17 protein-coding genes are annotated in these 14139 nt (G+C 62.9%); all 17 read right to left on the reverse strand.

Annotated features, from left to right (window positions below; translation table 11 throughout):
• Window positions 1-57: 57 nt before the first annotated feature.
• The 17 genes from L1P08_RS06995 to L1P08_RS07075 all read right to left on the reverse strand — a co-directional run bounded on the left by L1P08_RS06995 (window position 58) and on the right by L1P08_RS07075 (window position 14136).
• Complete coding sequence (locus tag L1P08_RS06995; RefSeq protein ID WP_303619283.1) at window positions 58-1020, reverse strand: DUF2793 domain-containing protein; 963 nt, start codon at window positions 1018-1020, stop codon at window positions 58-60.
• Entirely contained in the window at window positions 1013-4855 is a 3843-nt protein-coding gene (locus tag L1P08_RS07000; protein WP_303619284.1) for a baseplate multidomain protein megatron, read from the reverse strand. The genes L1P08_RS06995 and L1P08_RS07000 overlap by 8 nt, the downstream gene beginning before the upstream one ends.
• Window positions 4855-5292, reverse strand: a complete 438-nt coding sequence (locus tag L1P08_RS07005) for an NlpC/P60 family protein (RefSeq protein ID WP_303619285.1) — start codon at window positions 5290-5292, stop codon at window positions 4855-4857. The genes L1P08_RS07000 and L1P08_RS07005 overlap by 1 nt, the downstream gene beginning before the upstream one ends.
• Window positions 5289-6179, reverse strand: a complete 891-nt coding sequence (locus L1P08_RS07010; protein ID WP_303619286.1) for a phage/gene transfer agent baseplate hub protein — start codon at window positions 6177-6179, stop codon at window positions 5289-5291. The genes L1P08_RS07005 and L1P08_RS07010 overlap by 4 nt, the downstream gene beginning before the upstream one ends.
• Complete coding sequence (locus L1P08_RS07015; RefSeq protein WP_303619287.1) at window positions 6176-6802, reverse strand: DUF2460 domain-containing protein; 627 nt, start codon at window positions 6800-6802, stop codon at window positions 6176-6178. The genes L1P08_RS07010 and L1P08_RS07015 overlap by 4 nt, the downstream gene beginning before the upstream one ends.
• Window positions 6802-7359 (reverse strand): phage tail tape measure protein, encoded by a 558-nt coding sequence (locus L1P08_RS07020; protein WP_303619288.1) that lies wholly within the window; start codon window positions 7357-7359, stop codon window positions 6802-6804. Before L1P08_RS07020 ends, L1P08_RS07015 begins: the two co-directional genes overlap by 1 nt.
• The gene (locus L1P08_RS07025) at window positions 7346-7552 is read right to left on the reverse strand and encodes a rcc01693 family protein (RefSeq protein ID WP_303619289.1); all 207 of its coding nucleotides are present in this window, start codon (window positions 7550-7552) and stop codon (window positions 7346-7348) included. The genes L1P08_RS07020 and L1P08_RS07025 overlap by 14 nt, the downstream gene beginning before the upstream one ends.
• On the reverse strand, window positions 7549-7863 hold the full coding sequence (locus L1P08_RS07030) for a gene transfer agent family protein (RefSeq protein ID WP_303619290.1): 315 nt from the start codon (window positions 7861-7863) through the stop codon (window positions 7549-7551). The genes L1P08_RS07025 and L1P08_RS07030 overlap by 4 nt, the downstream gene beginning before the upstream one ends.
• A gap of 2 nt (window positions 7864-7865) precedes the next feature.
• Window positions 7866-8279 carry a phage major tail protein, TP901-1 family gene (locus L1P08_RS07035; protein WP_303619291.1) on the reverse strand — a complete coding sequence of 138 codons (414 nt, stop codon included), beginning with the start codon at window positions 8277-8279 and terminating at the stop codon, window positions 7866-7868.
• Between the two features lie 10 nt (window positions 8280-8289).
• Entirely contained in the window at window positions 8290-8703 is a 414-nt protein-coding gene (locus L1P08_RS07040) for a DUF3168 domain-containing protein (RefSeq protein ID WP_303619292.1), read from the reverse strand.
• Entirely contained in the window at window positions 8703-9044 is a 342-nt protein-coding gene (locus L1P08_RS07045) for a phage head closure protein (protein ID WP_303619293.1), read from the reverse strand. The genes L1P08_RS07040 and L1P08_RS07045 overlap by 1 nt, the downstream gene beginning before the upstream one ends.
• Complete coding sequence (locus tag L1P08_RS07050) at window positions 9041-9619, reverse strand: head-tail connector protein (protein ID WP_303619294.1); 579 nt, start codon at window positions 9617-9619, stop codon at window positions 9041-9043. Before L1P08_RS07050 ends, L1P08_RS07045 begins: the two co-directional genes overlap by 4 nt.
• Window positions 9620-10162: 543 nt before the next feature.
• Window positions 10163-11395 carry a phage major capsid protein gene (locus tag L1P08_RS07055; RefSeq protein WP_438268442.1) on the reverse strand — a complete coding sequence of 411 codons (1233 nt, stop codon included), beginning with the start codon at window positions 11393-11395 and terminating at the stop codon, window positions 10163-10165.
• Window positions 11396-11407: 12 nt separating this feature from the next.
• Window positions 11408-11920 carry an HK97 family phage prohead protease gene (locus L1P08_RS07060; RefSeq protein WP_303619295.1) on the reverse strand — a complete coding sequence of 171 codons (513 nt, stop codon included), beginning with the start codon at window positions 11918-11920 and terminating at the stop codon, window positions 11408-11410.
• Window positions 11917-12054: a hypothetical protein gene (locus L1P08_RS07065; RefSeq protein ID WP_303619296.1), complete on the reverse strand. Its 138-nt coding sequence runs from the start codon at window positions 12052-12054 to the stop codon at window positions 11917-11919. Before L1P08_RS07065 ends, L1P08_RS07060 begins: the two co-directional genes overlap by 4 nt.
• A gap of 11 nt (window positions 12055-12065) precedes the next feature.
• The gene (locus tag L1P08_RS07070; RefSeq protein ID WP_303619297.1) at window positions 12066-12260 is read right to left on the reverse strand and encodes a hypothetical protein; all 195 of its coding nucleotides are present in this window, start codon (window positions 12258-12260) and stop codon (window positions 12066-12068) included.
• Between the two features lie 721 nt (window positions 12261-12981).
• On the reverse strand, window positions 12982-14136 hold the full coding sequence (locus tag L1P08_RS07075) for a phage portal protein (RefSeq protein WP_303619298.1): 1155 nt from the start codon (window positions 14134-14136) through the stop codon (window positions 12982-12984).
• Between the last annotated feature and the right edge of the window lie 3 nt (window positions 14137-14139).

The raw sequence follows: 14139 nt of genomic DNA on the forward strand, positions 1-14139 counted from the left end.
AATAAAAAACCCGCCTCGGGGGGCGGGTTGGGGAAAAGAGAGATGCCGGGGAGCGGCTCAGCCGTTATTGGCAAAAGCCAGTGCAATCCAGTCGCTGCCGCGTTTGACCAGCATCAGGCTGTCCTCAAAATTATTCAGCACCCGCGCCGCGCCCAGTTTCAGATTGCCGGTGCCATCGGCAAAGGTCAGCGTATTGCCAAAGGTACCAGTCAGAATCAGAACCGCCCCGTCAAAGCCGCCGGTAATGGTATCGATTGTGTCCGCCGTGCCGCTTTCCGGCGCGGGAATGGCGTAGCTGGTGGCTACATGCAGCACCCCTGCAGCAACGGTCGGGTGGGAAGGCGCCGAACCAAACAGCTGGTTGAAGGTGACAAAGCCGTTTTCCTTGTCGATGGTCATGCCTTGATGAAAAACCGTTCCATCCGGGCTGACCTTGAAGGTAAAATCATCATTGCCCGCCAGCCCGATCTCCGCCCGTCCCGAAAACCCCGACTGGAAGACGAAACTCGCGGTATCGGCCCCCGTCTCGCGGTTCAGCACCAGGCGCACATCGCCGGTCCCACCCGCATCGCTTTCAAGAGCGGTCATCAGCACCGCATTGGAGCGCACGGCGAGCCTGTTATTGGCGTCGGCACTGGTATTGACCCCAAGCGGGGCCAGGTTTTGCAGCGCGCCCAATGTTGCCGACAATGCCGCCCACGTCCCCTCGTAAAAGACAAAAAATCCACCACTGGCCCGGTCCCAGAGCCGCCAGCCCTCAGCCGGCGTCGCATAGCGCCAACCCGCTTCGGTCCAGTTCGCCAATTGCCCGTCCCGGCCCGTCCAGTCGCCGCTCGCCGGGTTGCCAATGATAAAACTCTGCCCGGCAACCGGTTCTGCGGGCGGCGCGGTCAGATCGCGCGCCTCCACCACCAATTGCACCAGCGCATCGAGCGCTGTGATGGCCTCATTATGGGTGATGTGCTTTTGCGCCTGTTCGGGCGCGATCAGTGGCAGGTTCAGCCGGGCCGTATCAGCCATTGAAGATTCCTCTTGCCTTGTGCCCGACCCCATAGGTCGGGCTGATCTGGGTGATGGTGAAGCTAAAACCGTCCGGCAAGCCGCCGAAATCGGCGATCTGGTCGGCAGCCGCATAGGTGGCAGCAACGCTGCCGGTGTCGAAAGAGCGCAGCAGCATGTCGCCTTCGAAAATCTCGATCCGATAGCGTTCCGGGTTCAGATCAAGTGGCACTTCCGACAGCACCCAGCTATTGCCATCGCGCCGGGCGCGGCGGACCCAGGCCAGATGCACATCGCCACTTGCCGCCGCCCGCACCGCCCGCAAATGCACCGGCGCCAGCGGCAAGAGCGGATCGATCCCCAATTGCGCTTCAAAGCCGGTGCCGGTGGCGTCATTGCGCCCAGCATAGGCGGTCAGGGCAAAACCCGCGCCGATAAATTCGGGATCAACCGCAATATCCGCCAACCGCCCGTCAAGCAACATGAAGCGATTGCCCGCCGAAATACTTTCCAGCGGATCGCCTGTCCCCTCCAGCCCGCGCAATAATTGCGACAAATGATAATCCGCTTCCCCGATCAGTTCGGCCTCGGCAAAGCCGATCACTTCCCAACTGCCGTCATCGCGTTCCAGCGCCGCGCGATTGCTGCCCGCCAGCACCGCCCCGGGCAACGCTGCTGCCAGATGGCCATTGTGCAAATGCACTGAGAGCACCGATTGCCGATCCCAAAGCGCTGGGTTCGATGGTGGCACCGCCGCACTCAACGTGCCGAGAATGGCCGATTGGTGCAATTGGGTCAGTTCGGCTCCGGTCTGGTCCTCGGCAATCAGCACCTCCCCCGGCCAGGGCAGTGCAATCGCACCGAGCACCAGCCTCGATCCGCCTTCGCCATCGGGCAGATGCGCGGCCGTCACGTAAGGATCGCCAGTCGCCAGCGCCACGCTGCCATTCTCCGTCCGGGCGTCGCCCGCAACCGCGTAAACATTCTGGCTGAAGGCTGCCCGCGCCGTCACCTTGCGATAGGGCCCGTCGCGCAATTCGGTGATGACGAACGGCCCGTCGCGCTGGCCTTTGATGTCGATCAGGTCTCCCACCTCCAGCGCGGTCATGGAGGGCGGCACCGCGAATTCGAGCGTATCTTCCGCCACAATGGCGCGCGCCAGCACCCGTTCTGCTGCCTGCCGGGCCTCGGCGGCTTCGATCACAAGGCCAGAATTGACGCTGGCCCCGCCTACACCCGCAACCGCAATCGCTGTCACGGTGCCCGCCAGATAGGCATGCTGGCGATCGAGATAGGAAAATCCTAAGTGCCCGATCGCCGTCGAGGCGTCCGGGCGACGACGGGAGAGCACAGGATCAGCGCCCGCGATACAATTGTCCGTCGCAATTTCCGCCACCGCACCGCCGCCAATCCTGTTGGCACTCAGCCCTGAGGGACGGTCGATAATCGAGAGGTCCGCCGCTTCCAGAAGCGGCGCAATCGCGTCGCGCATGGGCATGACATTCTCGATCTGAAACCCCTGCACATTCAGCCCGCCGGAAAAGCCCGCCCCGACTTCGGTGCCATAATCGTCGGCCACCGCCGCGATCATCTCGGCCACTCCCATCGTGCCCAGCCGGCCCGTCAGCCAATGGCCGGTCATGTAATTGACGCCATCGGACCAGACATTTTGCAGATTGGGGAAAGCTGGAAAGGGCCGCGCGTCCCAGGTCCATAAATAGAGCCGGCCCGGATCGACCATGCGCCCGCCATAAACCGGCGATACCGGATTATGCGCGCCGCCAGGCCGCCAATATTGATGATGCGCACGCAAGAACTGCCGCTGGATCAGCGTATCGGGCGCACCCGAGGAGAAATGCGGCAGTGCGTTCTCGGCGCTTTTCGGGTCGCCAAAGGCGCTGGGCAGGTTGGTGCCCTTGTCCACCGCGCCACACCCCAGTTCGGTGAACCAGATCGGCTTTGCGCCCGGCACCCAACCGGTCGGGCTCGCCGCCCTTATCCCGCCAATCCGGTTATGATGGGCCTTTCCCCACCAGTTCACCAGATCCTTGTAGCGCCAGATCCAGGGTTCATCATGGCTCCCGTCAGTAATAGGGGTGCGATTGCCCGCCTGCCGGTCAGCCTCAGAGGCGTAAAACCAGTCATAGCCCTCGCCCCCGGCAATATTGGCATGCAAATAGCTGAGATCATGCGGGCTCGTTGCCAGCGCCGCATCGGCATGGCCGGTGCCGTCGCGCCAGTCCGACAGCGGCATGTAATTGTCGATCCCCACGGCATCGATTGCCGGGCTGGCCCAAAGCGGATCGAGGTGAAACAGCTTGTCCCCCGGCGCGTCGGGCGGCTGAAAACCTGAATATTCCGACCAGTCGGCGGCATAGGATATTTTCGTGCCCGCCCCGGCAATAGCGCGCACATCCGCCGCCAGCTCCGCCAACGCCTCGACAAAGGGAAAGCTGTCCACTGTCCGCCGCAGCCGGGTCAGCCCGCGCATTTCCGAGCCGATCAGAAGCGTTTCCACCCCGCCTGCCAATTGCACCAGATGCGCATAATGCAGGATCATGCGGCGATAGCCCCAGTCCACCGGCCCGGAATAGGCAATGGTCTGGCCGCTGGCGTTGAAATCGCCCGGAGCCGCCGCGCCAACAAAGGCCGAAATCCCAGCCTCAATCGCCGCACTCATATCCGGCGTTCCTGCCAGTCCCGGTGCGGGGTCGCATGTTATACGCCCCCGCCACGGATAGGCCGGCTGGCCCGAATTCTGGGTATAGGGATCAGTCAGGCCATTGTCCCCAGGCACGTCCATCAGCAGCAGCGGATAAAGCGTCACCTTCAGCCCGCGCGCTTTCAGATCGGCAATCGCTGCCAGCACCGCACTGTCCGAAGGGGTGCCGCCATAGGCGGGGCCGCCGCCATGCCGGCTCATCACCGGCACATCATTGCGCCCCAAGCCGCTCACCACCCAGTCCGTGCCCTTCACCTGCCGGTCATGGGCCTCAACCCTTGGCTGCACCTTGCAGGAGCCGCAGCGGAGATCATCGCCAAACCAGGCCACCACCAGCGCCACATGTTCAAGCTTCGGGCACATGCCCTGCAAGGCATCGATGGAGAGCGTCCAGTCCGAAACCTGCCCGGCAACATGGGTATTCTCCCCGGCAACCGCACCGGGGCCGACAATGCGCACGCGCGGTTGCGGGTCATAACCGAATTCGGTCGCGCCAGGGATCACGGTGACCGCCCGCACATCATTTTCCAGATCGCCAGCACTGCGGCACAGCTCGGCCGAAATATTGGGAATGCGATTACCGAACGGGGTCAGCGGCAGGCGTTCAAATACGATATAGCAAAGGCCGCGATAGGCCGGGGCCGTGCCCTGTTTGGCGGTGATGAGACTATCGGGCAACTGGCTTTCGCTGCCCCGGTAAAAGCGGATGTTCAATCCTTCGGTTTCCAGCACTTCGCCATCGGCCCAGATCCGCCCGATATGGGTCACCTCCCCTTCGCAAAAACCGACTGCAAAATTGGCGGTGATCGTCTCCTCGGTGGTCTGGGTATTGTTATTGCTGCCCTTGGCGCCCGAGGCGTGGCCAGCAATCCGCTCCAGCTCGGTCGCCCAGATGATATTGCCGCTGACCCGGTTCCAGCCATAAATGCGGGCAATTGCGCCACCTTCCGTGGCGCTTTGCAGACGCACGTCATAGCCCTTGGCCGGGGTTTGCGCCGGGCTTTCGGCAAAAATGGCATTGTCGATGACACTGCCCGCCAATGCGCCCAAGGCCCGGCCAATGGTCGCGCCCACAGGGCCACCAATGGCGCCACCTATGGCCTGCCCGACATTGGAGAGGGTAATCGTGGCCATCAGGATTTATCCATTCTCGGGAATTGAAGAACGCCGGCCAGCCGCCGCCGCCAGGCTTCTGTCAGATTGGCTTCCACCACCCCCATTTGCTCCTGGGCATGGATAAAACTGGTCCGGCTCACCATGATGCCGCAATGTTTGGGCGGCATTGCCCGATGCAGCCGGAACAGGATCACGTCCCCCGCCTGCGGCTCGCCTTCGACAGGCTGCAAAAATGTCTCCGCCGCCGCCAACAGCGATCCGGCATGGGCGGGGTCGCGCCAGTCGGCCCGATAGGGTGGTATGCGCACCGGCTCCGCCCCGTTGATTTGCCGCCACACGCCGCGCAACAGCCCAAGGCAATCACAGCCGGCCCCCAGCGTACTGGCCTGATGGCGATAAGGTGTGCCAAGCCAGGCGCGCGCCGCGCCGACGATCTCGTCTGGATCAGCGTTCATTTGACCAGCGGCCTGCCGTGAAAATCAGCGCCGGGGCGCGGATAGCGCAAAATGAAATCATTGCCGGGAATATGCGGGAAGCCACGAAAATTGACGCTGTTGGCAAACTTCTGGCGACAGGTGACAAAGCGCCGGTCGCACCCGGCATGAAGGGTCAGTGTGTCCCCTGCCTCAACCCAGTCACCTACCGGTTGATTGAACGCGAGCACGGTTTCGCCCGCATGCTGTATCTGGGTTACCAGCCGGTCGGTCTTTCCCTGTCTTGCGCCCGCAGTCCATGTGGCCCGGCCAAAATCAAACCAGCCGCTTTTAAACCCGCTCAACAGGGTGACGGCAACGCTCTGTCGGCCCCTTACATCTGTCACCACCGTTTCAGCCTTGAAGGCTGCCGCCTCGAGATTGATGCCGCAACGGTTGTCACCCAGTTCGGCGCTGCACAGGTTTTGATAGATCCGGCCCCGCGCCACGTTCAACGCATGTTGTGCCGAGCGCAGTTCGAGCCGGAACACACCATCCTCGCGGGTGATCTCGCCAATGGTGTCGCGCCGCAGCAAATGGCGCACGGCGGGATTGCGCCAGTTCACCCGCCAGGTCTCCACCTCCGCCCCGTCATACCGGCCGAGCAGAATGTCATTTTCGGTCACCGCATCCACATGCAAAAAGCCGCTGACTTCGCTATTGTCCACTTGGGCCCCAAGCTTTGCAGCGGTCGCTCCACCGTCCAGCCCGAGGGCTGAGTCGAAGCGTGTCCCCTCGAATTCCAGCGCCACATCATGATCGGTAAAGCCGAGCACCAGTCCATCGCGCCGGGTCAGCCGCCAGCAGGTTGCTAAAGTTGTAGCTCCACTTGCGATATGGTCGCTAAAGCCTTGTTGCAGAATCCTCATTCGCGCACCTCGATCAGCGGAATACTGGGTGCTTCCGCCGCGTCAAAACTCGATAATTCAATATCCAGCCGGTCGATATCGAAGCGGACTGGCACATCGAATTCAAAGCCCGCCGTCACCAGGTCACCAATCGGCGGTGCCAGATCAAGCGTCACCAGACCGGTCAAATCATCGACTTCAAAATCCGCCGCACCCAGTTCCACCCCGGCCACCGCCACGCGTACGCTTGCCGCCAAAGGCTTGGTGATCGGGCGGTCATAATGGTCAAAATCCGCGCCATAACGCTTGATCAATTGAAAGGTTTTTTGCGCCGCATCACCAATGCCAATCTGCTGGTCAAACGGGGTCGGCGCAGCAAAGCCGTTGGAGCCATGGTCCAGCGCATCGCGCCATAAAAAGCTATGAAAGCGCCCGCGTCGCTCCTCGAAAAACGCCAGAACCGCCTGCATGTCGGCGCGCGACTTAATGCCATAACCGGCATTGTAGCGCCGCCGCGCATGGGCCCAACGGCTGTTGCGTTCCTCCGCGCCCGAGGCGAGCGTTACCACATCGGTGGCCCGTTCCGGCCCGCCGCGCGCGCCCAGCGCCACATCGAGCGGAAAGCGGATTTTGTGGAACGCCATCAGCTCGCCCTCCGCCCGCGCTTGACCGCCCGCAACAGCATGGCGCTCATTTCCGCCTCCGCGCCGATAAAGCTTTGCGCATTGCTCGCCTGCACATTGACCGAAATCGAGATCGGCGCGCTGGCCGCACTGGCCACCCCCAGCCGCCCATCGCTGCCCCGCGCCAATGGCAAAATAGCTTCCGGCCCGGCCTCTCCGGCCAGCCCCGTGCCGCCCCGCATCGGGAAATAGCTCGGGGCGGCAATCACCCCGCCCTTGGCAAAAGCCTGCACCCCGCCCAGCGCCGGATTGGTCGCGGTGAACAGGTTCTCGACCAGATTTCCCGCCAGATTGGTCACCGGCTTTAGCGCCGCCTTCAAGGCGATATCGGCAAAGGACTTGCCGATATCCCCCAGCAGCGACCGCAAATCCTTGCCGTCCAATATCGCGCCGTGAAAGGCTTTCGAGAGGCTCCGCGACACCCCATCGGCCAGATCGTCGATCCGCTCCAGTTCCAGCGATACATCGCTCAATTCACCGCGAAAATCCGCGGTAAAAAGGTCATCAGCACCGGCCATTTTTGGCCTCCTTGTCGGGAAAATTTTGCATCAGGTCATCAAGGCGCTGCCGGTTAAGCGGCGCGGCGTCACCATAAAACGCCCGATAGGCCGCCCCCAGTTCGCGCGGGGTCATGGCCCAGAATGCCTTTGGCGACAGCCGCAAAATGCCAAAGCCAAAGCGCGTGGCGGTTTCCCAGGGAAACGGCGTCATGCCGGGGTGCCAAAGGTTGCCTGCAACAGGTTGAGCGCGATTTGCGCCGCCCCGGCCAGCCCGCCTTCAACGCTCATGCGCGCCAGATCATCATCGGTCACATCATGGCCGCCCCCGCGCAGGCCCGCCCCAAGGATCGCCACCAGATCCCGGGCCGAAATCCGCCCTTCGGCAAAGCGTTCGCTCAATCCCATCAGGTCCCCGGTCTGCAACCGGGTTTCCAGTTCCGCCAGCGCCCCAAGGGTCAGGCAGAGCGTGTGCTTTTCGCCATCAATCATGGCCTCGATTTCACCGCGCAGCGCATTGGCCATGATCAGGCTCCCGTAAAGCTCAATTGACCGGCGCTTTCGAGCGCCATGTCGAAGGTCACTTCCCCGGCGTGATCGGCGGCAAATTCCAGCGCCACGATCTGGAACGGGCCTTCAACCGTGCCGAAATCGGGAATGACCAATTGCCAGCTGCGGATGGTCCCGGCGAAAAACAGCGCCCGGATTTCGGCATCCGAGGTGCGATCCTTGAAAATTCCCGCCCCGGACAGTGCCGCCCGCTTGATCCCACCGCCGGCCAACAACTCGCGCCAGCGCCCGGCGCTTTCCGCGTCGGTAATATCGATACTGGCCGCGTTGAACGCCAGGGTCCGGCTGCGCAATCCGGCCACGGTCAAAAAACTGCCCGCCCCGGTCTGGTCGAGCTTTAACAACATGTCTCTGCCGCTTTGGGCGCTCATGGTCGTCTCCTCAATTCTCAAGGGGTTCAGTGAAAAACCGCAAGGCAATCGCCGCCCGGGCCTGCCCGGTCTGGCTATCAATGCTGGTGTCGGTGCGGTCATGCTGGGCAAAAGTGACGCGCAAATCCGGGCCGGAGAGATCGCTCTCCAGCGCCAGTGCCACCACCCGTTCGGCAATCGCCAGCACCGCCTTGCGGCTCGGGTGCCGGTGCCAGCAATGCAGCAATATCCGGTGGTCATTTCCCGGCGCGTCGTCGCCGTCGCGTGGCAGGATGTCGTGGCGCATGATCGCCACATAGGGCGTGCGCTGCCCCTTGGGCGGCGCATCGAAAACCGCCGGACCACCCAACGCTGCCGTCAGTGCACTATCGGCCAAAAGCGCCGCCACAAGGCTGGTCTGCAAGGCAAGGATCGGATGGGTCATCAGCCAGTCACCTGCATTTCGCTGCAAGCGCAACTGAGATAGGCCCGGCGGCCATTGAGATCATCGGCGCTCAGCACTTCCAGCCCCCGCCCGCGATAGATAATCCGGTCCCCCGGATTAAGATCGGTGCGAAACCTTGTCACCACCATATGCGAGGCGCGGACAGCGCGGGCATCCGCCTCCGTCCGCACGTGCCCCGCGAGCGGTGCCACCCGGGCCCAGACGGTTGCCAGCGGCACATAAAGCGCCTGATGCCCGCCTTCGCCTTCGGCCAACATGGTCTTTTGCTGCAATTGCACGCGGTCGCGCAGGCTGCCAATCGGCGGGGTGCGCCCGGTCATAGCCGCGCCACCCGGTAATGGGCGACCAATCGGTCAAACCCGCCCGGCACCACCGCCCCGCTCCCCGCAATCACCACCGCATCGCGATGTTCAAACCAGTAGCCGATCAGGCTCAGCACCGCCTGGCGGATATCCGCCGGCACATCTTCCGGCTCGGTGCCGAAACCGGCGACATAATCAATCTCGATCCCGTTGCGCGCCCGCAAATCGGGCATCCCGGCAATCGTTTGCGGCAAAAACAGCCGCGCCGGGGCAGTTGCTGTTTCCGGCTGAAACTGGGCCAGAGCGATCTCGTACCCCGTCCCTTCGTCGTCATAGGCCGTGATCGCCGTCAGCGCCAATAGCGGCGCGACCGGCAAATGGACCATCCGGTCCAAAGGCCAGTCATCGCGTAACGCGCGCCAGCTCTGGGCAATCAACGCCCGCCCGGTCACGCCTTCTACATGCAGCCGCGCGGCGGTGATCAATGTGGTGATAAAGGCATCTTCGGCGCTGTCATCCACGCGCAAAAACGCTCTTGCCTCGGCAAGCCCCACCGGCTCCACCACCGGCCCTGCAAGCAGATAGGAGGTCATGATTGTTCTCTTTTGATTTGTTGGTTTTTCAGGCCTTGAGGGTCAGGGCGAGCTCGGACACCGCGCCCATCCTCAACGTCATTCCCGACCCGATCGGGAATCCAGCGCGCCGCGTCGGCGGCGCAAGGTATCTCTTTTGCGGGCAAGACTGCCCGCACTGGATTCCCGCCTGCGCGGGAATGACGGTGAACGAGCCGCTCCCTCCTTCCCCCGTCCCGGGAGAGAGAAGGAGAAACCAAACCCCTCTTCCTTCTCCCTCGGGCTTGACCCGAGGGTCCATGCGATACCCGCCACACCGAATGGATGCCCGGATCAAGTCCGGGCAAAAAGGGGGTGGGTCTGGATTGGCAAGGACCCCCGAAGCCCTCATCCTGAGCCTGTCGAAGGACGAGGGTGAGGCGGGACAAACCCATCCCGCCCCGTCATTGCGAGCGGGCGCAGACCGCGCGGCAATCCAGAGCGGCAGGCACGGTGAGAATAGCTCTGGATTGCTTCTGCGGCGTTGCCGCCTCGCAATGACGGGGACCTGCGGATAGCCCGCCCCTACGACACCGCAAATTTCAACAGCTTGATCGCGTCATAATCCGCCACGCCGCCGCCCACACGCTTGGTGGTGTAAAACAGCACATAGGGCTTGGAGGAGAACGGGTCGCGCAGCACGTTCACGCCCTGCCGGTCCACAATCAGATACCCCCGGCGGAAATCGCCAAAGGCAATCGCGGTTGCATTGGCGGCGATGTCGGGCATGTCTTCGGCCTCAACCAGGTCAAAGCCCATCAGGCTGGCGCGCCCACCGGCCTGTGCCGAGGGCTGCCAGATATAATTGCCGTCATTGTCCTTGAGCTTGCGGATCGCGGCCTGGGTGCGCCGGTTCATCACCCAGCTGGCGTTTTGCCGGTAACCGGCCTTGAGCGCATAGACCAGATCGATCAGTACATCGCTTTCCATCCCGTCGGGAAAACTGTCCGCTTCGCCCGTCGCGATATAGCCAAGCTTGCCCCAGCTCCAGGCGCTTTCGGCGGCCATGGTCTCGTCGAGAAAACCGCGCGGCTTGTTGGTGCCATTGCCCGTCACAAAAGCGGTGGTTTCCTGCTCGGCAAACGCCGCGTTCACCTCCTCGGCAATCCACTGGCCAACATCAACCGCCGCATCATCGAGAAACGAGGAAGTCGCCGCCGGCATGGCATAGAGTTCCATGGTCGGATAGGCGATTTCCGCCAGCGTCTGGCTCGCCGTTTGGGGCCGCGCCGCCGTCTCCCCGACCCAGCCCACAGCGGGCCCGGCAATCGAGACCGGCTTTTTATAAACCGAGGACGATACCTGCCGCACACCGGCAATGACGCGGATCGGCGAGACATCGCGCAGCAGCCGCGCAATCTCGGTTTCCGTCTCGTCCGGCACCAGATAGCCGCCATCGGGGTTGGACCCAACGGACAGTGCCTTCTCCTCGCCGCGTTTCACATAGGCGGAAAAGGCGTCCTTATATTCGTCGCCCCCACCCCGGTTCGCGCCACCTTCCAGCGCCGGGCGCGCCTGCGACATCGCCTTGCGGTCAATCGCCGCCTTTTGCCCATCGAGAAACGCATTGATGCGGTTGAGCTTTTCTTCGCTCAACACATCCACATTGCCGCGCTTTTCCAAAACGGCCAGCCGGTCGTCATTTTCTTGCTTGAAGCTTTCAAAAGCCGTCATCAGGTCGTGCATCATGCCCGTGGCGTCGCTGGCAGGCACACTGGCGCCCGCCTTGGTCTCAAGGCGTTCGGTCGCTTTTTCCATTACGATTTTCCTTTAGTTACGGAGGAGGTGAATGGCCGCGGAGATGGTTGCTTCCAAAGGCCGTGTCTGCCGGGCCGAAGCCACAGGCGCTGAGGCGCGCGCAATCCGCGCCCCGTCCATCATCGGAAAGGTGACGATGGAAATTTCCCATAAATCGATCTGCCACAGCCGCCGGTGCCCGGTGGCCGCTTCGCGCGTGGCCCGCTGGGTGCGAAAACCAATCGACAGCCCGTCAATCGCCCCGCCCTCGATCAGCCGCCTGAGCGCATCGCCGCGCTCCACCCCGGGCAAAAGCCGCCCCTCGGCCCAAAGCCCGGTCCGGTCCTCTGCGATATGCTCCCAGATCCCGATGGGCTCCTTGGGGTCATGCTGAAACAACAGGCGCACACCGCCCTGCCCCTTGGCCTTCAGGCTTTTGGCAAACGCCCCCGGCATGACGATATCGCCGCCCTGGTCCACCTGCCCGAAAAGGCTCGCATAACCGGCAAAGCGCCCGGTTTCATCAATGGCAATGGTGGCGCTCACTTGCCCGCCTTCCCCTGCCGCCCGCTGGCCGTGCCCGGCCGGGCCTTCACCAGCGTGCCGGCAAGGTTCCAGGCAAATTGCCGGAACACCTGTTGCGCGGCATCCGCCGCCGCGCCTGCATTACGTCGTGTCATCAATGGAAGCCTCATTTGTCCTGCTCCCGGCGAAACAACCGGTTGAGATTGGCAATTTCGGTGACGAAATCATTGAAGCGCCGATTGGCCGAAGCCAGTTCCTTCAGCGTCCAGACCAGCAGCCCGCTGGCCCCCGAAGCCCAAAGAAACAGCGCCAAATGCGCCAGATCGCCCCGTGTGGCGATGGTCTTGGTCAGCTCATCCATCAGGCGATCTCCGATTTTTTGGTCAATAAAAAACCCGCCATCAGGCGGGCATGCATTTCTCTTTCCCCACCACACCGTCATTCCCGACCCGATCGGGAATCCAGCGCGCCGCGTCGGCGGCGCAGGGGATCACTTTCGCGGGCAAGACTGCCCGCACTGGATTCCCGCCTGCGCGGGAATGACGTTGTGAGTGGCGCGCCACCCTCCCTCCCTCCCCCTCGTGGGGAGGGAGGCCCGGCTTGCCGGGTCGGGTGGGGGGGAGCCACAAGCGCGGTGTTTGCGGGTGGCCCCCAAAGACTCCTTGTTTGGCCCTTACGGGCCGACCCCCACCCTTGATCCCTCCCCACAAGGGGGAGGGAGAAGAAAGCGGCACCCTCCCCCTTCCTTCTCCCTCGGGCTTGACCCGAGGGTCCATGCGATGCCGCCACACCGTATGGATGCCCGGATCAAGTCCGGGCAAGAAGGTGGTGGGTTTGGATTGGCACGGATCCCGAAACCCTCATCCTGAGCCTGTCGAAGGACGAGGGTTGAAACACCGAACCTGCCGCCCATCCTTCGACAGGCTCAGGATGAGGATCGGGGCAGGATAAACCCACCCCCGTCATTGCGAGGCGGCGAAGCCAACGAAGCAATCCAGAGCCACAAGCACCATGCCCGCCGCTCTGGATTGCCACGCATCCTGCGGGTGCTCGCAATGACGGCAGAAAGGCCGGCGCCCCCCCTATTCCCCCAACCCCACCAGCGCCCGCTTCTCCGCATCATCCAAAAAAGTCGCCGCGTTCACCCGTTGCCACAGCGCCGTGCGGTCCTCGGCCAGCGCCTCGATCTGGCCGATATCGGGAATAATCTCGAAATCCCCCTCAAACCCCGGATTGAGCCAATGGCCAAGGCTGGCCGCCACCCGGCGCACCAGCGGCACAATGGTTTGCCGCCAGAAGGTGCGGTTGGCCTCGGCATAATTGGCATAGGTATTGTCGCCGGGAATCCCCAGCAGCATCGGCGGCACCCCAAAGGCCAGGGCAATCTCGCGCGCCGCCGCATTCTTGACCGCGATGAAATCCATGTCGCGCGGGCTCAGCGCCAGCGTCTTCCAGTCCAGCCCGCCTTCCAGCACCATGGGCCGCCCGGCATTGGCCGCCCCCTGAAACCCCTGTTCCAGCTCCGCTTTCAACCGTTCAAACTGATCGGCACTCAAATTCCCCGAAGCCGCCGAATAGACCAGCGCCCCCGAAGGCCGCGCCGCGTTGTCCAGCAGCGACTTGTTCCAGTTGGCCGCGCTGTTATGGGTATCAAGGCTCACCTGCGCCGCCTCCAGCGGGGCCAGGCCATAATGGTCGTCGAGCGGATGAAACAAGGTCAAATGCAGCACCCGCGCCACCGGGTCCGCGCTCTGGCTCAGCCGCATTGTCTTGCCCCCGGCGGTATAATCATAGGCCTCCGGCCAACCATCCTTACCGGCCACCACCTTCATCCGGTCGGGCCGCAAGCCATAAAGCGCCCGCACCTCCCCTTCAACAATCGCCGCTTCCAGATAGGCGTTCCCTGCCGTCTGCAAATAGGCATAAAGGCTTTCCAAAAGCTCAGGGCCGGACTGGTGCGGGTTGGGCCGGTTGATCAAATCGAGCACCGGATGCACGCTCATCTCGCGCCCGTCCTCACGCACCGTCAGCGGCACCCGGTTGGCCGCCTCGGCAATCATGCGCACACAGCGATAGACCACGGGGTTTTTGGCAAAGCCCTCATTGGCCAGCGCCACAAACCCGCGCCGGCTCCATTGGGCCGCGCCCAGATCGGTCAGGGCAAAATAGGTCTGCGATTTCTGTTCCGCAGGCGCATTTGAGCGCCCGCCGATCAGGCGGTCGAGGAAAGAGGGCATGTT

It is taken from the genome of Mariluticola halotolerans (assembly GCF_021611515.1).
Classification (GTDB): domain Bacteria; phylum Pseudomonadota; class Alphaproteobacteria; order Rhizobiales; family Devosiaceae; genus Mariluticola; species Mariluticola halotolerans.